At 69.6% G+C, this 23,110-nt stretch carries 15 protein-coding genes, 1 tRNA gene and 1 pseudogene; 9 read left to right on the forward strand and 8 right to left on the reverse strand.

Annotation, left to right across the window (positions count from 1 at the left end; genetic code table 11):
- A pseudogene (locus tag HMPREF0043_RS04265) lies at positions 1–321 on the reverse strand (transcriptional initiation protein Tat); the annotation flags it as partial.
- A 448-nt stretch (positions 322–769) separates the two neighbouring features.
- Here HMPREF0043_RS04265 and HMPREF0043_RS04270 point away from each other — a divergent pair.
- Genes HMPREF0043_RS04270 through HMPREF0043_RS04280 form a run of 3 tightly spaced genes read left to right on the forward strand, consistent with a single transcriptional unit; the run spans position 770 to position 2,797 of the window.
- On the forward strand, positions 770–1,210 hold the full coding sequence (locus tag HMPREF0043_RS04270; RefSeq protein WP_021601663.1) for a GntR family transcriptional regulator: 441 nt from the start codon (positions 770–772) through the stop codon (positions 1,208–1,210).
- Positions 1,207–1,986 carry an ATP-binding cassette domain-containing protein gene (locus tag HMPREF0043_RS04275; protein WP_021601664.1) on the forward strand — a complete coding sequence of 260 codons (780 nt, stop codon included), beginning with the start codon at positions 1,207–1,209 and terminating at the stop codon, positions 1,984–1,986. The genes HMPREF0043_RS04270 and HMPREF0043_RS04275 overlap by 4 nt, the downstream gene beginning before the upstream one ends.
- Positions 1,976–2,797 (forward strand): hypothetical protein, encoded by an 822-nt coding sequence (locus HMPREF0043_RS04280; protein WP_021601665.1) that lies wholly within the window; start codon positions 1,976–1,978, stop codon positions 2,795–2,797. Before HMPREF0043_RS04275 ends, HMPREF0043_RS04280 begins: the two co-directional genes overlap by 11 nt.
- A 161-nt stretch (positions 2,798–2,958) precedes the next feature.
- Here HMPREF0043_RS04280 and HMPREF0043_RS04285 read toward each other — a convergent pair.
- Together HMPREF0043_RS04285 and HMPREF0043_RS04290 are read right to left on the reverse strand one after the other, a co-directional pair.
- Positions 2,959–3,035 (reverse strand) — tRNA-Met (locus HMPREF0043_RS04285).
- A gap of 316 nt (positions 3,036–3,351) precedes the next feature.
- Entirely contained in the window at positions 3,352–6,387 is a 3,036-nt protein-coding gene (locus HMPREF0043_RS04290) for a UPF0182 family membrane protein (RefSeq protein WP_021601668.1), read from the reverse strand.
- A 272-nt stretch (positions 6,388–6,659) separates the two neighbouring features.
- Between HMPREF0043_RS04290 and HMPREF0043_RS04295 the strand changes: the two genes are divergently transcribed.
- Positions 6,660–7,184: a PPA1309 family protein gene (locus HMPREF0043_RS04295; RefSeq protein ID WP_021601670.1), complete on the forward strand. Its 525-nt coding sequence runs from the start codon at positions 6,660–6,662 to the stop codon at positions 7,182–7,184.
- A 97-nt stretch (positions 7,185–7,281) separates the two neighbouring features.
- Here HMPREF0043_RS04295 and HMPREF0043_RS04300 read toward each other — a convergent pair whose 3' ends face one another.
- On the reverse strand, positions 7,282–8,388 hold the full coding sequence (locus HMPREF0043_RS04300) for a YlbL family protein (protein WP_232206023.1): 1,107 nt from the start codon (positions 8,386–8,388) through the stop codon (positions 7,282–7,284).
- A gap of 105 nt (positions 8,389–8,493) precedes the next feature.
- On the opposite strand from HMPREF0043_RS04300, the gene HMPREF0043_RS04305 reads away from it, so the two are divergent.
- Both HMPREF0043_RS04305 and HMPREF0043_RS04310 read left to right on the forward strand, forming a co-directional pair.
- Positions 8,494–9,867 (forward strand): zinc-dependent metalloprotease, encoded by a 1,374-nt coding sequence (locus tag HMPREF0043_RS04305; RefSeq protein ID WP_021601672.1) that lies wholly within the window; start codon positions 8,494–8,496, stop codon positions 9,865–9,867.
- Positions 9,868–10,142: 275 nt separating this feature from the next.
- The gene (locus tag HMPREF0043_RS04310) at positions 10,143–11,084 is read left to right on the forward strand and encodes a hypothetical protein (protein ID WP_021601673.1); all 942 of its coding nucleotides are present in this window, start codon (positions 10,143–10,145) and stop codon (positions 11,082–11,084) included.
- Between the two features lie 29 nt (positions 11,085–11,113).
- On the opposite strand, the gene HMPREF0043_RS04315 is transcribed toward HMPREF0043_RS04310, so the two are convergent.
- On the reverse strand, positions 11,114–13,117 hold the full coding sequence (locus HMPREF0043_RS04315; RefSeq protein WP_021601674.1) for an ATP-dependent helicase: 2,004 nt from the start codon (positions 13,115–13,117) through the stop codon (positions 11,114–11,116).
- A 98-nt stretch (positions 13,118–13,215) separates the two neighbouring features.
- Here HMPREF0043_RS04315 and HMPREF0043_RS04320 point away from each other — a divergent pair, with 98 nt between their 5' ends.
- Complete coding sequence (locus tag HMPREF0043_RS04320) at positions 13,216–13,461, forward strand: mycoredoxin (RefSeq protein WP_021601676.1); 246 nt, start codon at positions 13,216–13,218, stop codon at positions 13,459–13,461.
- Positions 13,462–13,548: 87 nt separating this feature from the next.
- On the opposite strand, the gene nudC is transcribed toward HMPREF0043_RS04320, so the two are convergent.
- The gene (gene nudC / locus HMPREF0043_RS04325; RefSeq protein ID WP_021601677.1) at positions 13,549–14,442 is read right to left on the reverse strand and encodes an NAD(+) diphosphatase; all 894 of its coding nucleotides are present in this window, start codon (positions 14,440–14,442) and stop codon (positions 13,549–13,551) included.
- Between the two features lie 260 nt (positions 14,443–14,702).
- On the opposite strand from nudC, the gene glgX reads away from it, so the two are divergent.
- Positions 14,703–16,826, forward strand: a complete 2,124-nt coding sequence (glgX, locus tag HMPREF0043_RS04330) for a glycogen debranching protein GlgX (RefSeq protein ID WP_232206024.1) — start codon at positions 14,703–14,705, stop codon at positions 16,824–16,826.
- 222 nt (positions 16,827–17,048) lie between these two features.
- A complete protein-coding gene (trpS, locus tag HMPREF0043_RS04335; RefSeq protein WP_021601681.1) occupies positions 17,049–18,155 on the forward strand; it encodes a tryptophan--tRNA ligase in 1,107 nt (368 codons plus the stop codon).
- Here the strand turns inward: trpS and HMPREF0043_RS04340 are convergent.
- Together HMPREF0043_RS04340 and HMPREF0043_RS04345 are read right to left on the reverse strand one after the other, a co-directional pair.
- Complete coding sequence (locus tag HMPREF0043_RS04340) at positions 18,149–20,098, reverse strand: hypothetical protein (protein ID WP_021601682.1); 1,950 nt, start codon at positions 20,096–20,098, stop codon at positions 18,149–18,151. The two genes, trpS and HMPREF0043_RS04340, sit on opposite strands and share 7 nt — an antisense overlap.
- Before the next feature lie 22 nt (positions 20,099–20,120).
- Positions 20,121–23,084 (reverse strand): toll/interleukin-1 receptor domain-containing protein, encoded by a 2,964-nt coding sequence (locus HMPREF0043_RS04345; protein WP_021601683.1) that lies wholly within the window; start codon positions 23,082–23,084, stop codon positions 20,121–20,123.
- Between the last annotated feature and the right edge of the window lie 26 nt (positions 23,085–23,110).

A 23,110-nucleotide genomic window follows, 5' to 3' on the forward strand; every position in this document is an offset into this window, starting at 1 on the left:
CTTCTGCCCGTAGCCGCGCGGGGCGATCCCCTCCCAGAAGAGGTAGGGGTAGGAGCGTCCGGAGGCGTCGGTGAGCGTGCCGTCGGGGCCGGCCGTCACCCGCCAGACGTTGCCGGGACCGGCCTTGGGATACGTGTACGTCACCGAACCCGCATAGTCGAGATTCACACTCAACGACGTCCGCCCCTCCGAATACACATAGAGCACCGGCTTGTAGTCCTTCCTCTCCGCATCCTTTCCGCAGCCCGATATGAACAGGGCGATCACCGTCATCACGGCGATCACCGGGCGCTTGCTCGTCGTCACAGTTCGTTTAGACATCATCGTGACTCCTTCGATCGCGTTTCTCCGACCATTATCCGCATTCCGCCCACGTCGCGGAAGGAGCGCCGCGCGGAGCCGGCTCGACCGGGGAACCGGGGTCCTTGACAATGACGCGACGTCGTATGACGCCGCGGCCCCATGCGAGTCAGAGAGGCTGCGGACCTGGCCTGGACGACCGTCCCACCGTACGACACCCCCACGCACTCCTCAAGGTCCCGTCTCGCCGGCGGATGCCGGGGCAGCCGACACCCTGGTGGAGGGATTCCGCACCGGGCCGTCGCCGGCGGATGCCGGGCCTCTGACACCGCGTTAGCCCCGGACCGCTCCGCCCCGCCGGGCGTCGAGGCGCCGTCCGGCAACTCCCCGCGCACGCGAGCTTGACACGTCCCCGATCCCATGGTTAATTAGTCCTGTAACTAACCACTGGACCGAGGAGGTGAATCACATGGACTTCTCCAGCAGCCAGCCGATCTACCTGCAGATCGCAGACGAGGTTCGCCGCAAGATCCTCGTGGGAGAACTCACTCCCGGAGACCAGCTCATGTCCACAACCCGGTATGCGACGACGTACCGCATCAACCCCGCGACCGCCAACAAGGCCTTCGCCCTCCTCGTGGACGAGGGGGTCATCGAAAAGCGGCGCGGCATCGGGATGTTCGTGACTCAAACCGCACCCGAGACGCTGCGCGCGAACGGTCGCACCACCTACCTGGACGAGACCCTCTCCCCCGCCCTCGACGAAGGCTTGACGCTCGGATTCTCCTCCCGCGACCTTCTCGACCTCACGGAGGAGCATCTGGCCAACGCGGACGCCGAGGACTCCGCGTCCACCGGCGTTAGCGCCGGACAACCCGCATCCCACCGACACAGCAAGGAGAAGCGATGACCGCCCCGGCAATCGAGGTCTCGGGCGTGACCTTCCACTACGACCTCCACAAGGACGACGTCCTCCACAACGTCAGCTTCACCGTGGGCCCTGGATCGCTCACGGGCCTCCTCGGGCGCAACGGCTCGGGGAAGTCGACCGTCGGCATGCTCCTGGCGGGTCTCCTCCACCCCCAGGCGGGGACGGTCCTCGTGGGCGGCGAGCCGGTCTTCGACGCGCCCGAGGCGATGGCCTCGATCTGCTACACGAGCGACTCGACCGCCGTCTACCGGGACAGACGCATCAGCGAGACCTTCAAACTGTGGGGCGTCACCCGGCCCACGTGGGACGCCGACTACGCCGCTCAGCTTCTCGACGCCTTCCAGGTGAACCCGCGCAAACGGCCCGACAGACTGTCCCGAGGCCAGCGATCCGCCCTCTTCGCGACCCTCGGCCTGGCCTCCCGGTGCCCGGTGACCGTCTTCGACGAAGTGCACCTGGGCATGGACGCCGTCGTCCGCGAGATGTTCTACCGTGCGCTCCTAGCCGACTACACGAGCCACCCGCGCACGGTCGTCGTCTCCTCCCATCTCATCCACGAGGTGGAAGACCTCCTCGACCACGTCGTCTTCCTGGACGGCGGCCGCGTGATCGAACGCGGCGAGGTCGACGACGTCCGGGCACGCCATTCCCGGCCGGGCCAGCAGGCGTCCCTGACCGACATCCTCATGGACCTCACGCTGACCACCGCGCAGCGGGAGGTCATCACCCCGAAGGGAGACGACGATGCACACTGACACCTCGCCCACGGCCGTGGGCGACCGCATGCGCCCGCTCAACCGCCGGATTCTCAGAAAGCACCTCATCGTCGACGGCGTCGTCGCCGGCGTCGCCGTCGTGATCGCCTCCCTGGTGACCGCCTTCGTGTTCTGGGCGGCGAAGAGGCTGCATCGCTGGCTGCCGGAAACCGACGTCCACATCGACGGCCATGCCTTTTCGATCGATTCGCTGCCCGAGGCCGTCACGTCCAACGGCAGAACCGTCGCGATCCTCTTCGTGGGCGTCATCGCGACGGGCGCGCTGATCCTCACCGCCTGCGTCCACGGCTGCCTCGGCGCCGCCACGGTCCGCACGTACCTCGGAGCGGGCCTGACCCGCCGCGAGTTCTTCGGCATGCACATCCGCGCGAGTTTGAGCAACACCGCCGCCGTCGCCTCCTTCGGACTCGCGGCGGTCCTCCTTCAGGCCGCCGTCGCGGGCGACGCGTCCGGGAGGCTGACCCTCACGCACACCGAACAGACTGCGAGCTCGTGGATCCTCCTCCTCGCCGCGATTACGTCCTCGCTGGGGGCCTATTGGCTGGGCTTCACCGTCGCGTCCCTGTTCGTCCGCTTCCCCTGGTACATTCCCGCCGCGGGATTGCTCGCCCTCTCCATGGTCGAGGGGCTCGTCAGGCTGTTCCGCTACGGCGCCTATGACGCGACAAAGCCCTTCGCATCCAACTCGATGCGGATGATCGCCCTGGACGGCGCCGAGGCACTCGCCTGGACGGCGGCGGGCGTCGTCGTCTCGTGGTTGCTCATCCGGCGACTGCCCATCAGACGCTGAGCTCGCGCCCCGGGCCCGGGGCGTTCCCCGGGCCCGATTCGCGCCGCCCGCGCCCCGCAGCCGGTTCCCCGCCTCCGCGGGGAACCGCCGAGGAGGCGATGCGCCCTGCGGATTCCACCGAGACGAGAAGAGCCCCCGGTTCTCTAGAGAACCGGGGGCTGTGGTGGCGGGGGAGGGATTTGAACCCTCGACCTCCGGGTTATGAGCCCGGCGAGCTACCGAACTGCTCCACCCCGCGTCGACCCGTTCAGTCTACCCAGGCACCGCGATCCGGACAAGGCGAGCGAGCGTGCGGACACTCACATGCCCACAGTGCCCGCCGGAGCCGTATCGCGGGCCCGAACCCCAGCCGGACGCCCCGGCGAAGCGGAGAGTCAGCCATTTCCCCGCGTATGCGGGAACCGCCGCGCTGCGTGCCGACTCGCCCACGAACCCATCGGCGGCCTCCACGGATCCGACCCGCGATTCGCCGCCGGTGGAGCGGGGCCGACGCCCACGACCGCACTCGCCATGCAGACCGCCTCCCAGGGGGAGAGAAGCGGAGTCCTGCGGACTCATCCCGCCTTGTTGAGCTCCTCCCTGGCGGCGACGGCCTTCTCCAACGCGCTCTGCAGGTCCTTCTGAGCCTGCCCGTAGCCGGCCCAGTCGCCGGACTTCCTGGCCTCATCGGCCCTCTTGATAGCGGACTGGGCGTCGCTGAGCGACTTGTCGAGCTGCTGCTGGGCGCTACCCGAACCGCCTCCCGCCCCCGACTGGCTCGCGCTCGGGCTGGAACTGGCGCTCGGACTGGGGGTCGGCGTCGTCTTCCCGCTCCCGTTGGAATTCCCCTTGTTCGAACTCGCGTTCGGATCGGGAGCCGCCTTCTGGCCGGTCACGTTCGCGTCTCCGGCCTTGGCGCCCGAATCCCCCCGGAAGGTCTGGTTGAGGGACTCTTCGAGCGTGGGAGCGAAGCCGATGTTGGTCCCTTCGCCGAAGGACGTGAGGACGTACTGCGAGACCGGATACGAGGTGTTGCCGCTGGAGGCCTGCACGTACACCGGCTGCACGTAGAGCAGGCCGCCTCCCACCGGAAGGGTCAGGAGGTTCCCGTACACCACCTGGGTGCCGCCCTGTTTGAGCAGGTTGAGAGTGGTGGAGACCTTCGAGTCGGTGACGAAGTTGTTGTAGGCCTGCCCGGGGCCGGGGACCGTCAGATTTCGCGGAAGCTCGAGGAGCCTGAGCTTCCCGTACCCAGCACGCACCTTGCCCGGAGTGGACCCCGCCTCGGAATCGACGGCCAGGAAGCCCGTCATGACGTTGCGTTTGGACGTGCCGCCCAGGATGTAGCCGGTGGACAGGGAGAATTCGGCCGTCTTCTGCCCCGGCATCTTCAGCGTGAGGTAGTACGGAGGCTGCTGGGAGGCCTCTCCCCGATTGGCCGTGGGCTCCTGCGGAATGTCCCAGAAGTCCCCGCCGGAGTAGAAGTCCTTCGCGTCGGTGACGTGGTAGCGCGAGAGCAGGGTGCGCTGGACCTTGAAGAGATCCTCCGGGTAGCGCATGTGGGCCATGAGATCGCCCGACATCGACTTCACGGACTTGAGCGTCCCCGGGAAGACCTTGCTCCACGCCTTGAGCAGCGGGTCCTTCTCGTCCCACTTGTAGAGGGTGACCGAGCCGTCGTAGGCGTCGACCACGGCCTTGACGGAGTTGCGGATGTAGTTGACCTGCTTCGGCTCCCTGCCGTACCCGGACGACTGCGCGGTGCGCGCGTCCGCCTTCGCCGATTCGAGGGATTGACGCTCCGAATACGGATACTGGTTGGTCGTCGTGTACCCGTCGATCATCCAGACCAGGCGCTTGGGGGTCTTCGGGTCGCCGTCCGTGTCGACGACCGCCGGATAGACGCGGGAGTCGAGTGTGAGGTAGGGCGCGACTTTGGAGACGCGCTCGCGCGGGTCCCGGTTGTAGAGGATCTGCGACTTGGAGGTCACGCGGTTGGAGAAGAAGAGGTCGGTGTCGCGGAACTTGATGGCGAACATGAGCTTGGACCAGGTCGAGCCGATGGACGGACCGCCGTCGCCCTTGTAGGTCGTAGACACCTGGCCGTTCGTCGTGTCCACCGGGTAGTCGAGCTCCCACGGCTTGGAGCCCTTCGGGGCGCCGACCACCGAATACTTGGGAGAGCTCATGCCGAAGTAGACGCGAGGCTCGTACTTTCCGATCTCCCCCTGCGAGGGGATGCCCTGCTCCCAGAAGGCGGGAAGGCCCTTGTCCGTCGTCGTGTTCCCGTAGGCCGCGACCACGCCGTAGCCGTGGGTGTAGACGGTGTGGTCGTTGACCCACGTCCGCTGGGCCTTGTCGATGCCGTCCAGATTGAGCTCGCGCACCCCGATGACGGTGTCGCGCGCGGCGGCGCCCACGGTGTAGCGGTCCACCGAGAGCTGGTCGGCGAAGTGGTAGTACGGCTTGTTCTGCTGACGCTGGTTGAACGTCGGCGAGATGATGTTCGGGTCGAGCAGGCGGATCTGGGTCGTGGTCTCGGCGTCCTGCCGGAGCTGGCCGGCCTCCGCCTGAGTGTGGGCCGAATACTTGGTCTTCTCCACTCCGTCCAGCCCGTAGGCCTTGAGCGTGGCGTCGATGTTGCGCTGAATGTAGAGGGACTCCCTCTCGGCGGCGTTCGGTTCGACGGTGAAGCGCTGGAGGAAGTAAGGGTAGATCATCGTGACGATGAGCCCGGCGATGACGCTGACGCCGATGCCTATCACCGACAGCTTCCACACGCCCTTGACGGCCGCGAAGACGAAGAGCGCGGCCACGAGGGCCGCCGTGACGGCCAGGATGGTCCTGCCGGGCAGGGTGGCGTTGATGTCCGTGAAGGAGGCGCCGGAGAACTTCTTGTTCTCGGCCAGGAGCATGTCGTAGCGGCTCAGCCAGAAGTAGCAGGCGACCAGGATGGCGCCTATCGCCGCCAGAGAGCCGAAGTGCACCCGCGCCCGGGTCGCCAGGACCATGCTGCCGTCCTCCTGGCGCACCCCTCCGTAGAGGTAGTGCCCGACGCATGCGAACGCGACGGAGACGGCGAGGGCGATGACCGCCAAGCCGAGGATCGAATGGAGGACCGGCAGGGTGAAGACGTAGAAGGAGATGTCCTTGCCGAACTGGGCGTCCGACTGGCCGAAGGGGGTCCGATTGAGCCAGAGGACGTACGTCCGCCATTCGGAGGCCAGCGGCGCCCCGAACACGGCGCCGACGGCCAGGGGCAGGACGAGGCGGGCGAGCCACGGGTGATCTTCGGCGTACTGCCGGTATTCGCCGGCTCCGGTCGTCGATCCGCCCTCCCTCCTGCGCGAGAGCATGAGGTTGAGGTACGCGGCCCCTCCGACCAGGAGCAGGCCGACGGTCCCCAGCGCCACGGCCCAGCCCCATTGAGTCCAGAAAACCCGGACCGCCTTCAGCTGGCTGTACCACTGGACGTCCGTCCAGACGTTGGCGACGATCAGCAGGCCGCCGAGCAGCAGCGCAAGCACGATGAGTGTTGCGGCGAAAATGCCCAGGGAGAACCTGCCGTCGGGCCGCTGTGTCGCTTTCTGCGGTTTTTCTGTAGTGGACAACCTTTATCCTCGCGTCGCTTCGGTGGCATGGACCCTCCGCCCACACTACTCAAAAGTAACCGATCGGAGCGCCGTTTCCCAGAAGGTCCGCCCGGCGCAGAAGGCGCGAGCCCGAGTCCACCCGGCGCGGGACCCCGGAGCGGCGCGACGAGGCGGGCGTCCGGTCCGGACGATTCTACCGTGCCGATCCCTGCGCCGTCACCGGCCCGGTCGAACGCGCGGCCGCCCGCGGGACGCGGCGGCGAACGCGGCGGACATGGCAGACTTGACGCGTGACAAGCGCAATAAAACAGGCGGTCAGGGAGATCGACTCCCACGTGACCCGCGGCGGCTGGGACGGACCCGTCCGGGTCTTCGCGCTCGTGCGCTCCCAGGTCCTCGCCGCCGACCCCGAACTGGCCGGGCACCTGCCGTCCGACGTCTCGCTTCAGGCCGCGCAGCACCCGGAGTCGCTCTTCTCGGTCGAACAGGAGGGCCTTCCCCCGGCCGCCTCCGTCGGCGACCTCCTCGCGCAGCTGGCGTGGCCCGAGACCGTCGACGGCGCGGCCGTCAGCCTAGAGCGGATCGCCATGCCGCCCGAGGCGGAAGCCGAGATCCCCGAGGACCCCGCCGAGGCCGAGGCCTTCGCGTCGGCCGATCCCCGCCGACAGGACATACGCATGGTGGTGGGGGTCATGCGCGACGGCTCGAGCTGGTGCACGATCCGCCTGCGCTCGCACGACGAGGACGCCGACGTCCTCGGCTCGCCCGACCTCGTCCCCGAGCTGGTCCAGGCGCTGCGAGCCACCTTCCTCTAGGGCGGAAGAAGGCCGGGCTCAGGATCGGCGGACCGCGTCCGGGCGGCGGCGCGCCGTCGGAGGCTGCGGACGCGCGCCCGGGCCGACGGGATTCGGATCACTTCCCGGCTTTGCCGGCCTTCACCACGTCGGAGCATGTGGTCAGCTCGTCTGTCTTCCCGGCTCCGATGCTCCTGACCGCAGTGAGGGCCTCGTCGAAGGTGCGCACGGCGTAGATCCGCATGCCTTCGGGCTCGTATCCGACGGTCTCGGCGCAGTTCTCCGCGGGCGCCAGGAAGTGCCTGGCCCCCGTGGCCGCCGCTCCCTCCAGCTTGTGGGGTATTCCACCGATCGGCCCGACGTCTCCGGAGAGGGAGATCGTCCCCGTCCCGGCTATTCTGGCCTTTCCGCCGAGCGAGCCGGGCGTGGCCCGGTCGTAGATGGTCAGGGCGAACATCAGACCGGCCGACGGGCCGCCGATGCCCTCCACGCCGTACTTCGCGGCGATGGGGAGCTTGACATCCGACGTCTTGAGATACAGGCCCAGACGGGACCCCGGCTTGATCCATCCGGTCGAGTCGGGCTCGTGCTTGGACGTGGTCACGTCGGCGTCCATGGCCTTCCCGTCCCGTGTGAAGCCGATGTTCACGGTGGTGCCGGGGGGCGTCTTCTTGAGCACCGACCCGAGGTCGGCGTAGGCGGCGATCTGCGTCGTGACGCCGTTGGCGGTTATCCGGGTCACGAGGTCGCCCTCGCGGAGCCTGCCCGCCGCGGGCGAGCCCTTCGGGACCCCCGCCACGCCGATCCTCATGCGGACCGGGAGCCCCGCCGCGGTCTCCGCCGTCGAGGCGGCGGCCTGCTGGGAATCCCCCATGAGGGCGGTGTTCCGCTTGTCGACCTGGTCGGCCGTCTGACCGGCCGGATACAGGGAGCGGACCGGGAGGACCTGGCTGTCGCGGGAGAAGATCGCGGCGAACGCTTGCGCGCCCACCACCCCGAAGTCCGAATTGCCATAGGAGCTGACGGTGGTCATGTAGTATTTCGTCTGCGTCCCGTAGGTCTTGCCTCCCGTCAGCGTCAGGAGGTCGACGCCGTCTTGGGCGCCGGTGATCTCGGGAGCGGGGCCGGCGGTCTCCACGACGTAGGCTCCGGGCATCGCCAGCCCGACGAGCGTGAGAATGGCGAACAGCGAGCCGGACACCAGGCGTTTGCGCGTTGGATTCACCCGACTATGATGCACCATCCCGCTGCGCCCTTGGCGGACAGAGCCCAAAGTCACGGCGAGGCGCAATAGGCTTGAGGAACAACTTTCCGAGGAAAAGGACTAGGCATGAGCGAAAATGAGTCGGACCCCGGCCGCTCGCAGCACGACCAGTGGGAGCAGATGCTGCGGGCCGTCATGGGCGACGAAGCGGCCGATCGCCTTCTCGAGCAGATGCGCGCCGCGGGCGTCGAACCGTCGGCGTCCTCCATGCAGGCGCTGGGAGACATGGACTTCTCCCTCGTGATGAACCAGCTGCGCGAGCTTCTCGGCTCGTCGGGCGAAGGGCCCGTCAACTGGAAGATCGGCGAGCGGTTCGCCCGCGAGACGATCCAGCGGGAGCACTTCGACACGGTGACCGCCGAGCAGGGGGACCGCGTCCGCGAGGCCCTGTCCGTCGCCTCGCTCTGGCTCGACCCCGCGGTGCAGATCGACCCGTGCACGGGCCCCAACCAGGCCTGGAGCCGCCTGGACTGGCTCGCCCATTCGCTGCCGACGTTCAGGCGCCTGACCGAGCCCGTGGCGGAGAACGTCGCCCGAGCGTTCCTCGACGCCTTCCTCGAACAGCTCGAGCACGTCCCCGAGGAGATCCGGTCGATGCTCGGCGGGATGGACCCCGAGCCGATGCTGCGCAACCTCATCTCCTCCCTCATGGGCATCCAGTACGGGCACGGCCTGGCCGAGCTCGCGCTGGTCTCCTTCGGAACGTCCGACACCGGCCTGCCGTTGGTCGAGGGGCAGACGGCCGCCCTGGTCCCCGCGAACGTCGCCGACTTCTCCGACGGCCTGGACACGCCCGACGAGGAAGTCAGGCTCTTCGTCGCCGTTCGCGAGCAGGCGGCCGCCAGGCTCTACTCCCGCATCCCCTGGCTGCGCGCGCGGGTCCTCGACTCCGTCTCCGCCTACGCCCGGGAAATCGAGATCAACACCGACTCGATCGAGGAGCAGGTGCGCGAGTCCGGCTTCGATCCGGAGAAGATGCAGGAATTCGACCTCTCCAAGGTCTTCGCCAGCGAGCCGACCGAGAGCCAGACGGCCGCGCTCGCCCAGCTGGAGCACCTGCTCTCCCTCGTCGAGGGGTGGGTCAGCGCCGTCTCGCTCCACGTCGTCAGCGCGCAGCTGCCCGACGCCGTCGCCCTCGGCGAGATGTTCACGCGCCGGTCGGCGTCGAGCTCCCCCGCCCAGCGAACGTTCGGACCCCTGGTCGGCCTGGAGATCCGGCCCCGCAAGCTGCGCGAGGCGCAGCGATTCTGGCAGCTGGCGACCGACAGGGTCGGCGTCGCCGAACGCGACAGGCTGTGGAGCCACCCCGACCTCCTGCCCACCAGCGAGGACCTGGAGAAGCCCGAGGGGTTCTTCGAGAAGAGCGCGCCCTCGGCCGTCGAAGAGGAGCTCGACGCCTTCCTCGCCCAGCTTCTCGACGAAGGGGACGCCCACGACTGACCGCGGCCGGCCGCCGGCCTCGCCGCGCTAAAGCCGACAGGGTCGAAGGGGACGGCTCCAAGCGGACGGCGGCAGGCTCGCCCGCCCGCGCCTAGGCGAACGCACCCGGAGCCGCGGAATGCCCGCGCCTGAGACCCATGCGCTGGACGCCGAACTCGCCTGGACCCGGCGCCCAAACGTCCATCTATACACCGAGAGGGCCGGCCGGTCCAGGCGGAATCCACATGTGTGGACAGGCGATTCCACCCGCGTCGACGCCCTCCTAGCCTTGGCCCATGGAGGGGACGTTTCAGATCAAGGAGGGGCTGGGAGTCTTCTGGCGATCGGCGGAGACCCTGCAGATAGGGCTCGACCCCCGCGTCGGCGTCGTGATCGAGGATCTCACACCGGCCGAGCAAGACCTCGTCGCCAGACTGTCAGGCCCCATGACCGCGCCCGAACTCGACGCCTTCGCACGCCGGCACCGCCTGCGTCCAACGCGCGTGGAGCGCATCCTCTCCATGCTCGAACGCGCGGACGTCCTGCGGGACGGCCGACTCGCCCCCTCCTCGCCCCTGTCTTCTTCGTGCGTGCGGATCGAGAGCCTCGATCCGTTGGGCGTGGCGATCGGCCTGACGCTGGCGAGGTCCGGAGTCGGCTCGGTCGTCTTCGACGATCCCTCCCCCGTCGCCGCGTCCGACCATCCGGCGCTGTCGCGCCGCGGAGCCGGGCAACGGCGGGACCGGGCCTTCCTGACGGTCCTGCGCTCGGCCGCCCCCGGCATTCGCACGCACGGCGAGCCCGACGCCGCGGTGGTGACCGGCTCGCGGCTGATCGACCCCAGGAGGACGTACGGGCTGTGCGACGAGCGGACGCCGCATCTGCTCGCGTGGGTGGAGGAGGTCGACGCCTGCGTCGGCCCCTTCGTCGAGCCCGGCGCGGGCGCCTGCGCGGCGTGCGCGTACCACGCCCGCTGCGAGGCGGACGGCGCGTGGGCGAATCTCGCCTCCCAGGCCGCGCTGGCGCGCCCGATCGGCCCGACCCCCGCCGTCCGCGACCTGGCGAGCGCGCTGGGGGCGCGCGCCGTCATGGGCTTCCTCGAAGGGGCGGGCAACACTCTGCACGACGTCCAGTGGCGGGTGCCGCAGGGGGCGCAGGCGCCGTACCTGGTCTCGGTGCCCGCCCACCCTTCGTGCGGATGCATCGGCGACGGGTTCGACGCCCCCGACGGGGCGTGAGAGCCAGGCGGCCGCTCCGCGGATCGACGTCACCCCGCGAATTCGCGGACGACCGCCAGGACGGCCTCCCCCCACTCGGCGAGCTTCGTGGCGCCCACGCCTCTGACCCTTCCCAGTTGGGACAGGCTGGAGGGCTTGGCGACGGCGATGGACCGCAGGGTCGTGTCGTGGAAGACGACGTAGGGCGGGCGCTCGATGCGCCGGGCCGTCTGCAAGCGCCATTCGACGAGGGCCTCGAAGAGAGGGAGGTCCTCGGGGTGCTCTCTGGCGAATTCCTCGGCCTGCGCGGCTTTACGCTGCCGATAGCCCGTCGCCCGGGAGACGGCTGGCTTGTCGGGCTTGGGCCAGACGCCTTCCAGGAACCGGGACGCCTTGCGGGTGGAACGCTGGCCGTTGCCCTTCGCGTAGGAGACGTGCAGATGCTGCTTGGCGCGCGTCATGCCGACGTACATGAGCCGCCGCTCCTCGGCGACGGCCTCCGGGCCCTCGGCCAGCGAGATCGGCACGAGGCCCTCGCTCATGCCGGCGAGGAAGACGGCCTGCCATTCCAGGCCCTTCGCCGCGTGGAGGGAGGCGAGGGTGACGCTGTCGACGTCGGGGGCGTCCTGGATCTGGGCGCGCTCCTCCAGTTCGGCGACGAACTCCGCCATGGAGGCGCCGCGGGCCGCCTCCATGTCCTCGGCGAGTCTGAGCAGGGCCGCCAGCGCCGACCAGCGCTCCCTGGCGGCTCCGGCCTGTTCGGGCGCCTGTTCGCGCCAGCCGACCTGCCTGAGCACCGACTTCACGTCCGAGGCCAGAGGGCCGTCGGCGCCGGCCCGGGCGGCCGAGCGCATGCCCACCATCGCCTCGCGGACTTCGCGGCGCGAGAAGAATCGCTCGGATCCGCGCAGGGAGAACGCTATCCCGGCTGCGGACAGGGCCGCCTCGAACTCCGCGGACTGGGAGTTGGTCCGATAGAGGATCGCCATGTCGCCCAGCGGTACGCCCCGTTCGCGCAGGTCGAGGATCTCGCGCGCGATCGCCTCGGCCTCCTCGGCGTCGCTCGCGTACTCGTGGAAGGCCACGGGAACCGAGGAGGGCAGCTGGGAGACGAGCCTGACGGCCCCCCTGGACCGATCCGTCGCGATGACGTCGTTGGCGCAGGCGACGATCTGCGGACTGGACCGGTAGTCGCGGACGAGCTCGACGGTGTGCGCCCCGGAGAACTCCGAGGCGAAGTCCGCGAGGTAGGCGGAGGAGGCCCCCGCGAAGGAGTAGATGGTCTGGGAGACGTCCCCCACGACGCACAGGTCCCTGCGGTCCCCCAGCCACAGCTGGAGGAGGCGGTGCTGGACGGGCGAGACGTCCTGGTATTCGTCGACGACGAAGTGCCGGTACTGGCGGCGCACCGTCCGCGCTACGTCGGGGCGGTCGATGAGGACGCCGATGAGCAGGAGCAGGACGTCCTCGAAGTCGATGACGCCGCGGTCCGCCTTGACCCCCTCGTAGGCGCGTATGAGCCTGGCGATCTCCTCGGGGGGATAGCCGCCGACGCCGGTGTGCCCGGCGGCCTGCGCGCGGGCGGGGTAGTCCTCCGCCACGATGAGGCTCACGCGCGACCATTCGATCTCGGAGGCGAAGTCGCGTATGGACACGGCGTCGTTGCGCAGGCCCAGCTGCCCGGCCGCCTGGGCGACCATGGAGAGCTTGTGCTCGGCGATGGGGGGGATCTTGCCGCCGACGGCCGTCGGCCAGAAGTAGGACAGCTGCCTGAGCGCGGCCGCGTGGAAGGTGTGGGCGGCCACGCCGCGGGCCTGCAGATCGCGGAGCCTGCCGCGCAGTTCCCCGGCCGCGCGGGAAGTGAAGGTCAGGGCCATGACGCTGTGCGGATCGTAGGCGCCGGTGCGCACTCCGTAGGCGATCCGATAGGTGATGGCGCGGGTCTTCCCGGTGCCCGCGCCGGCCCGCACGCACAGCGGGCCGCGCAGCCGCGTGGCGACCTCGCGCTGTTCCGGGTCGAGGCGGTCGAGCAGTTCCTCCGGCGATTCGTTCATCGGCGTCTCCCTTCACGTCCAAGTCTCGCACGGGCCTCCGCCACGCCCGCCGCGAACGCCGCCCGCCCGGCGCGCCCGCCGGCACCTAGACTGGCCGCATGTCCGATATCACGATGTACACGACCACCTGGTGCCCCCACTGCAAGAACCTCAAACGCCAGCTCGACCGGGCCGGGATCGACTACGACGAGGTCGACGTGGAGGAGGACGCCGCAGCCGCCGAACGCGTGAAGGGCTTCAACGGAGGCAACCGCACCGTGCCCACCCTCGAGTTCGCCGACGGGGCCGCGCTGACCAATCCGAGCCTCGCGCAGGTGAAGGCCAAGCTCGCCGACGCCTCCTGACGCCCCGGACAGCTCCCGGCGCGTGCCGGTTCGGCGTCGGAGCCAGCGTGCCGGCGCGGTGCCGGGGACCGGCCGGCGCCCCGGCGCTCACGCCAGCGGCTCGGACAGCCAGCGCTCGATGAGCATGGCGGCGATGGACGTCGGGCCGGGCAGCGCGATCTCCCCTGAGGCGACGGCCCGCCTGAGCTCGCCGCGGGAGAGGAAGCGGGCGTCCTGGATCTCCTTCTCGTCGATCCGGACGTCCTCCTGCCCGCACGGCGTCCTCGCCTCGTAGGCGAGCATGAGGGAGCGGGGGAACGGCCACGGCTGCGAAGCCACGTAGCGGACCTCCTCGACGCGGATGCCTGCCTCCTCGTAGGCCTCCCTGGCCACGGCGGACTCGGGGGTCTCCCCGGCCTCGACGAAACCGGCCAGAACCGAGTAGCGCCGTTCGGGCCAGAGGCTGTTCCTGGCCAGCAGGAGGCGGTCCTGCGGGTCGCGGATCGCCATGATGACGGCCGGATCGATCCGGGGGAAGGCCCTGTGCCCTCCGTCGCAGAGCTTCTCCCATCCGTTCGCCGCCGGACGCAGGGGACGTCCGCACTCCTGGCAGAAGCGGGCCGAGCGCCGCCACTGGAGGATGGCCACCGATTCGACCGCGAGCGCAGTGGCGTCGTCGTCCCACTCGTGGGCGTGCATCCGCACGGAGCGGAACTCCACACTCCCCTCCTCGGCCCCGGCGGGGACGTCGCACGCGAAGTACGGGATCCCGTCCACCCGCCCGAGGTAGATCGCGTCCTCGGCGTTGCGCCGATGGAGGCGCGCGACCTCGCCGGCGGTCAGGACGAGCACCTCGTCCGATTCGACGGCGACGTCGCCTTGGCGGACGAGCAGGAATCGGGCGGCCCCGCCGCTCCGCGCCTCCTCGACGGCCTGCGGGCGCGTGCGGGCGGCTCCGTCGCGGTCGACCCGCCCCCGGGCCAGGTTCGGCATGGCGTCCATCTCGGCATCCTTTCGCGGCCTTCCGATGCAGTCCGGGCTCCGACCGCCGGAACGGGCGGGGCCGGAGCCGCCGCGCGGAGGCCGTGCGACAGGCGTCCGCCGGAGCTGTCCTGAGACGAAGGTCCCTCAAACTCTTCCGGGTAACGTCTATATCGCGGTGCGGAATCTGCGATAATGGTCTGGTGACGTTGATCGACGATACACTCACGGCTTACGCGGCGCGAACGCCCGAAGCGACGACACGGGCGCATAGGCTGCCCGTGGCCCTTGGCGCACATCTCGTTGACGACGGCGCCGACTTCGCAGTCCTGGCGCCGCACGCCACCGACGTCAGCCTCTGCCTCTTCGACGAGACCGCCCTGGGACAGGTGGAGCGGCAGTACTCGCTCAACACCGAGAGCCAAGGCATGTGGTCCGCCCACGTCCCCGGCGTGCGAGTCGGCCAGCGTTACGGGTACAGGGTCGACGGGCGCTGGGCGCCCGAATCGGGCCTCGTCCACAATCCGGCTAAGCTCCTGCTCGACCCCTACGCGAAGGCCATCACGCAGACGCCGGTGCTGGACCCGGCGCTGTACACGCAGAAGGTCGAATGGGTGGGCGACGGGACCACCCCCATGCACTCCGGCCCGGATACGCGCGATTCGGCGCCGTTCATGTCGCTCGGCGTCGTGAGCGAGTCATCGCCGGCGCCCAACACCTACCCCCGCACCCCGTGGGACACCACGGTCATCTACGAGACCCACGTCAAAGGGCAGACGGCCCTCGACCCCAACGTGCCCGCCGAGCTGCGCGGCACGTACGCGGGGCTCGGTCACCCGGCGGTGACCGGCTACCTGACGTCCCTGGGGGTGACCGCCGTCGAGCTCCTGCCCATTCACGCGAAGATGTCCGAGCCCTTCCTGGTGGACAAGGGCCTGCCGAACTACTGGGGGTACAACACCCTGTCGTACTTCGCGCCGGAGCCGAGCTATGCGACGCGCGCGGCGCAGGAAGCCGGCCCGCTCGCCGTGGTCGACGAGGTGAAGGCCATGGTTCAGTCCCTGCACGAGGCGGGGCTGGAGGTCATCCTCGACGTCGTGTACAACCACACGTGCGAGGGGGGCATCGACGGCCCCACGGTCTCCTGGCGCGGACTCGACCAGACGACCTACTACATGACGTATCAGGAGAACCCGGCGGTCCTCATGGACACCACGGGCTGCGGGAACTCGCTCGACTTCAGGCGCTCCCCCGTCATCCGGATGACCCTCGACTCGCTGCGCTACTGGGTCAGCGAGATCGGCGTCGACGGATTCCGGTTCGACCTGGCCGTCACGCTCGGCCGCAACGGCGAGCACTTCGACGCCAGCCACCCCTTCTACATGGCCATGGTCACCGACCCGCTGCTGAGCACCGTCAAGCTCATCAACGAGCCGTGGGATCTGGGGCCGAACGGCTGGAACACGGGGCGGTTCCCGGCTCCGACCGCCGACTGGAACGACCATTTCCGCAACACCGTGCGCAGCTTCTGGCTGGCCCAGCCCCGGTCGATCACCTCGGGAGGCGGCGGAGGCGATCTCCGCGACCTGGCCACGAGGCTGGCGGGGTCGGCCGATCACTTCGGCCACGGGCGCATACCCGGTGGACGCGGCACCTACGCGTCGATCAACTTCATCACGGCTCACGACGGCTTCACCCTCCGCGACCTCGTCTCCTTCAACGACAAGCACAACGAGGCCAATCTGGAGGACAACCGGGACGGCAGCAACGACAACATGTCCTGGAACCACGGCTGGGAGGGATTCCTCAACGTGCCGAGGGAGATCGCCGTGGCGCGCCGCCGGTCGATGCGCAACATGCTCGGCACGCTCATCCTCGCGGCGGGCACCCCCATGCTCACCGCGGGGGACGAACTCGGCCGGTCCCAGATGGGCAACAACAACGCCTACTGCCAAGACAACGCGCTCACATGGGTGAACTGGGAACTGGATCCCTGGCAGATCGACCTGCGCAGCACCGCGGCCTTCCTCCTGCGCCTGCGGCGCGACAACCCCGTGTTGCGCCCTGTCCGCTTCTACACGGAGTACGCCCCGGCGAACGACTCGCTGCTCGACCTGGACTGGTTCGACGTCTCGGGCGGCCCCATGCCCCAGTACCTGTGGTTCGACCCTTCGTATCGGACCCTGCAGATGCTGCGCTCGGGCGGCGGGGCCGGCTCCGACGTGCTCCTCGTCTTCAACGGCTCGCCGTGGCCCATCCAGGTGACGCTCCCCGCCGGGCGGGGCGTCCCCTTCAAGCTCGCCTGGGACTCGACGTGGGAGCGCCCGCGCTCGGTGACGCCGGTCTACGCCCCCGGGGCGACGACGTCGCTGCACCCCCTGTCGATGCGCGTGTACCTGACCTAGGCCCCGCGCTCGGCGGGGCCGGGCGCGCCGGTCATCCGCGACCCCGGTCCGGTCGCGTCTGCCTGCGCTCCCCCCGCGTCGCGGGGGAGCCGGAGCCTTCGGGCTCGCGGGGCGGGAACGGAAGCGGCGAATCCCCGGCCGCCCGTCGGATCGGCCGCCACCGCCCGGCCGGGCCGCTTCGGTAGAATTCCAGGGACAGCATCACTTACGGAAAAGGACATCATGGGCAAGGGCATCGAAGACGCTCTGGAGAACTCGACGAGCGACGCCTCGCTGGCGCGGGCCCGCGCGGTCAGCGCGAAGATCGAGGCGGGCATCGCCGCCGACCCGACGCAGTTCCGCGTCCTGACGGGGGACCGTCCGACCGGCCACCTGCACATCGGCCACTACTTCGGCTCGCTCCTCAATCGGGTGCGGATCCAGCGGGCGGGCGTGGACACATGGGTCGTCATCGCCGACTACCAGGTCGTCACCGACCGCGACGGCGTCGGGCCGATCCGCGAGCGGGTCCTCTCGCTGGCGATGGACTACATCGCCGTCGGCCTGGACCCCGAGAAGACGACGATCTTCCCGCATTCGGCCGTTCCGGCGCTCAATCAGCTCATGCTCCCCTTCCTCTCCCTCGTCACAGACGCCGAGCTGCGGCGCAATCCGACCGTCAAAGCCGAATTCGAGGCGACCGGCAACCGGCCGATGTCCGGGCTCCTGTTGACCTATCCGGTCCATCAGGCCGCCGACATCCTCTTCTGCAAGGCGAACATCGTGCCCGTCGGCAAGGATCAGCTGCCGCATCTGGAGCAGACGCGCGTGGTCGCCGACCGCTTCGAAGCCCGCTATGGCCATCCGGACGGGGCGGACGGGCCGGTCTTCCCGCGCCCCCAGGGGCTCCTCTCCGAGGCCGAGACCGTCCTCGGGCTCGACGGGGCGAAGATGAGCAAATCGCGGGGCAACACGATCGAGCTGCGGATGAGCGCCGATCAGACCGCCAAGCTGATCAGGAAGGCGGTCACGGACTCCGACCGTCGCATCGCCTTCGATCCGGCCAACCGGCCCGAGGTCTCCAACCTCGTGCTTCTGGCGGCGATGGCCCAGGGCCGCGAACCGGCGGCGGTCGCCGAGGAGATCGGGGACGGCGGCGCCGGCGCGCTGAAGAAGCTCGTCACCGAGTCCGTCAACGACATGCTGGCGCCGATCCGAGCCCGGCGGGCTGAGCTGGAAGCCGACCCCGGCTATGTCCGCGGCGTGCTCCGCCGGGGCATCGAGCGTGCGACCGAACGGGCCGAGGCCACCCTCGCCGAGGTGCGCGAGGCCATGAACATGACCTACTGAGCCGGCCGGGCCGGCCACAGGGCCCCGCGGTCTCCGGGCCGCGGGGCCTCGTCCGCGTCGTCGTCGAACAGCTTCCCGTCGATGACGAGGGAGGCGAAGGCGTCGTAGATCGCGGTCTCGCGTTTGGGGCCGTTGAGGAATTCGGGCCAGGAGTCGACCAGGCAGTCGTGCGTCCGCTGCACTTCGTCCTTCCGGGGTCCGTAGACGAAGCCGCGCAGGTAGTAGAAGGTGGACCATCGGCGGTGCTCGAGGGCCGTCATGTAGTTCAGGAGCGGGTCGGATTCGATGACCTTGACCTGCGCTTCGGGGTCGAGCCCCTCCAGGCGGGCCTCCCAGAGGTTGGCCAGCTCCAGGCCGTCGATTCCGGTGAAGACGCGCGCGATCCGGTCGAGGACGGCGCTCTTCGTCTCCCTGTGCATGGCCAGGGCGAAGCTCGATTCCCTCTTCACCGTGCTCAGGTCCCGCCAGGAGGCTTCGGCGCTGGCGGGAGGCGCGGTCCTCTGCACCTCCGCGGTGGTCTGGGCGTAGATGAAGTTGAAGTGCCGCGCCTGGTCCAGGTAGCGGTCGGAGAGGATCGCCTCGGGGTTGAGGACTTCGGTGTCGAGGCCGAACAGGCGCAGCGAGCGCCCGCCGGGCATGGCCTGGAGGATGGGCTCGACGTCGGCACGGTGCTGGCACCAGACCGCCACGGGGATCGACCCCAGGACGGGCATGTGGAAGTCGGCGCTCAGGAGGGACTCGCGCGGGTTGCCCAGAGCGTAGACGGCCGCGCTGAACGGATGCGCCGCGGCGATCTCCTGCAGGCGTTCGCGCACGAGGCGGCTCTCTGGGGATGCGTCGACCGTCTCCAGGCGCAGAACCTTCCCGACGTCTTCGACCTGCGAGAAGAGCTGCTCGACCTGGGAGGAGGCCGCCTTGTCCACGACCGTCACGCGGAGAGGGTCCAGCGGGCTGGTCACCCCCAGATTGGCCAGCATTCCCAGGAGTTCGGAGCCGACTTCGCCCACGCCCACGAGGAGGACGTGCGGCTCGGGCAGGGCCGCGGCGATCTCCTCGAACCCGAGCGGGCCGGCGACGGGCCGCGGGCGTCCGCCGGCGCCTCTCAGCGAGCTCGCCTGGCCCGCGACGAAGCGCCGGGACTGTTCGAGTTCGGGGGGAAGGATGGTGAATTCGCCCGAGTTCAGCAGCAGGTGGGAGGCCAGCTCCGACAGGTCGAAGTAGTGGATGTCGAAGTTGGGGTATCTGCGGATGACCTGCTCGAAGATCTCCCTGAGCCGTCGGCTCTCTGAGTTGAGGTGGACGGTGACCTTGACGTCCCTGGGCGTGTGGGCGGCGATCCAGCGGACGTGGCCGAAGCTCTCGGGCTCGGTCTCCAGGCAGATGACGCCCAGCGCTGTGTCCAGCCGGATGCGCCTGACGGCCCGCAGGTCGGATTCGGTCTCGACGTTGTCGTAGTCGAGGGCGACGACGTGGACGCCCGAGAGCTTCAAGGACTGGATCTCGTCGTACGGGGTCGTGTCCGGGACCACGCACACGACGGCCGAGGCCCCTTCCCAGCCGAGCACCTGGTGGATGACGGCCCTCGACCGCTCCCCGCACCCCAGGACGACGACGTGCCCTCCCCTGACCGGATGCAGGCGCATGCGGACGTTGACGGCCATGGCCTCGAAGACCGCCAGGAGGCTGCCCGCGGTGGTCAGCGGGGCGATCCACCTGGCGATCTCGTAGAGCGCGGGCCCGGTCGTCTGGTCTTCGAGCGCCGTCTCGAAGAGGAAGAGCTTGACGCTTCCGTACAGGGACAGCGACAGGTCGGCCCACGGGGTCGGCTGCGTCCCCCAGATGGCCTGGACGTTGCCGACCACCGATGCCAGGACCGCCGAGACGGCGAGCGCGATGAACAGGGGGGAGCGGGCGATGCTGCGCCGTCCGGATGGCTGACTCATTGGCCTGTCCTCCTCATTGGCCTCATTGGCCGATCTTCGCTTTCTCCTCCGCCGAGAGCGTGCGCCCGTCCAGGGCCGCGTCTGCGAGCTTCTCCAGCTCGCCGGGCGTGCGGATCCTGACTCGGCGGTGCCCGTCGTTGGACAGATCGGTCAGAGCCGTCGACTGGTAGGCCAGGCCGTCGTGCAGGAGCAGCGCCGTCGGCGAGGTGGTCTTCGACGAGACGGTGCGCAGGGCCGTGCCCGAGCGGGCGTCGAGGACGGTCACGTTGCTCGCCCCGTCGCTGAGGGCCAGGAGACTGCCGTCCGGAGAGGCGTCCTTGACCGCGCTGGTGCCCACCTGGGCCGCCAGCGCGGCGGGGATGGGCGCTCTGGTCGGCTTTCCGCGGGAATCGGAGCGGACGACGTCGTGGCCGTCGATCGCCAGGACGTGCGAGAGCCTGCCCGACGCCCCACCGAGGGAGAGCGCCTCCCCCTTGCCGCCGGCCAGCCTCTTCCCGGACGCCGCCGAGTAGACCGCGTAGCCGCCGTGCCGGCGGGACACGGCCACGAGGGACCCGTCCGGGCTCACGCGGATCGACACGACGTCCCCGCCGCCTCTGCCTCCGTATCGATTGAGACGGCCGTTCTTGCCGTAGCGCACCACGGAGCCGTCCGAGGCGGCGAAGACGACGGCGTCGCCTTGACAGAAGGCGATGAGCGGGCCGCTCTCGTTCGCGGAGGAGACCGATACGTCCGACTCGTAGGACACCGCGTTCCCCTCCATGACGATCACCGAGGAGCTGTTCTTCTTGATCCCGGCCACGCGCCGGCCGTCGTTGCTCACCGCCGCCCACCGCCTGATACCGGATTTCTGCCTCGCGTCGTTGTGCGGCATGCCGGGACCTTCGACGTAGCCGGTGCCGGAGGAGATGGAGTACAGGGTCTTCCCGTCGTTCGACTTCGCCTGGGGCGCGCCCCTGCCGGAGGCGGTCTTCTCGGTCCCCGCCACCTGGACGACAGTGATCCTCGCGTCCGCGCCGAGGAGGAAGGCGCGCTTGCGGTCGGCGGAGAAGGACACCTGCGTGACGCTCGCCCCCAGCGGGTCCGTCCCTCCGGCCGGATTCGGCAGGGGCGCGAAGGCCGGGGCGCCCAGCCGGGGGTCGTCCATGCCCTGCCAGAAGAAGAGCGAGTTGTCCTTGGCGAGGCCCACCAGGCGCTCGCCGTCCGGCGTGATGGCGATCCTGGAGATGTCCTTGCCGCCGGCCGGCAGGGTCCGCATCTTGTCCGGTGAGGCGAAGTCGAACCGGTAGACGGCCCCCGAGGACTCCCAGAGCGCGTACACGGCGTTTCCGTCCTCGCGGACCTGCATGGTCGCGACCGCCCCCGTCGGCGTCAGCTTGGCCAGGCCCCCGGCGGCCTGGACGCTCCCGGTGGAGGTGTCCGCCTTGTAGTAGACGCGCGCGCTCCCGGAGAGGTAGACGAGCATGTTCCCGCGCGGGGCGTAGTGGATGAGTTCGCTTCGGGCCAGCGACCCGGAGGCGCCAGAGGGCGCGCCGGCCGGCCGGCCGGCGATCCAGGCCGAGAGGGCGCCGGTCCGCGCGTCGTGCCGGGAGGCGCCTCCCCCCGCGTAGGCCACGGCGAATTCCGCTCCGTCGTCGCGCACGTCCACCGAGACCACGCCCTCCTTGTTCAAGTCCATGGCGAAGAGCCGGCGGCCGGCGGCCAGGTCGACGCCCACGACCTTCTCGGAGGCGCCGTCGCCCACGTCCAGGATGGCGTGGTCCTTCCACACGACGAGGTTGGCGACCTGCCCCGCCACGCCCGTGCGGACCGTCCTGATCCGACCCCCGCCCGAGGAGACGAGGTGGAGGTCGTTGTTCTCGGTGAGGGCGTAGAAGGAGGAGCCGTCGCGGGCGCTTCCCACCTTCGTCGGCTTGCTCGGCAGGCGGATCGAGCGGACGGGCGTGCCGTTGCGCGCGTTCCACACGGTCAGGGAGGCGTCCCGGCCGGCGGTGACCAGTTCGCCGCCCGAGGCGCTCTGGCCGAAGGACGGCACGCCCGAGTCCGTTTTGATCTCCAGGGTCGGGGTGTAGTCCTCGTAGAGGGTGGCCGCCGAGAGGTTGCTGTAGTACTCCCCCTGAAGCCTGCTGTAGCTGCCCATGGACCGGTCGGCCGCGGACATGGCGGCGCGCGAGTAGAGGATCCCCAGGAGGCGGTCGCCGTCGGCGATCGCCTTGGTCGCCAGGCTCATGGTGATGGCGGCGTTGCGTTCGTTGGCCTTCTCCTCCGACCGCATCGACTTCACCCACATCGCCGTGACCGTCGTGGCGAACACCCCCAGGACGAGGGCGACGACGGAGACCAGCGCCATCGCCCTGCGCATCTTGCGCTCCCGCTGGCGCTGCGTGATGTCCCCGTAGGAGACGCCCAGGATGGTGGCCATGATCCGGTTGATCTCCGTGCGCTTGAGCAGCGCCGCGGACTTCCTCCTCAGGGCGCGCAGGGCGCGCGGGTCGCGTTCGACCTCCTCGTACCCCGGGAAGCCCTCGGCGCGCACCCTGTCCGGGCGCACGTCGGCGGCCAGGAACTCGTCGCGGCGCTCCTGGACCGCGCCGCCCGGGGTGCGGACGAGCTTCCTGACGTCCCTGAGCTCGGGCGGGAAAGACTCCTCGGGCTCGCCCTCGAGGAGGACGGCGATGATATTCGACGGGTCGCGCACCTCGCGGAAGTACTCGACCTCCCGGCGGCACCACGGCGAGAGGGGCGTGCGCCTGGAGCACACGACGATGAGGAACGCGCTGTTCTCCAGGGCGTTCTCGATGGCCTCGCCCAGCTCCCCCGAGGCCAGTTCGTCGCGGTCGCGGAAGACGAGGAAGTCTCTGCGCTTGGGGACCGCCGGCACCGCCTTCGAGACGACGAAGGCTTCGATGAGGCGCTGAATGTCCTGAGCGATCTCCATATCGGGGTGGACGTGACGGTATGAGATGAATGCGTCGTACTTGAACATCGCAGCCCTTCTCTAGACTTCCCCAT

This window comes from Actinobaculum sp. oral taxon 183 str. F0552, assembly GCF_000466165.1.
Taxonomy (GTDB): domain Bacteria; phylum Actinomycetota; class Actinomycetes; order Actinomycetales; family Actinomycetaceae; genus Peptidiphaga.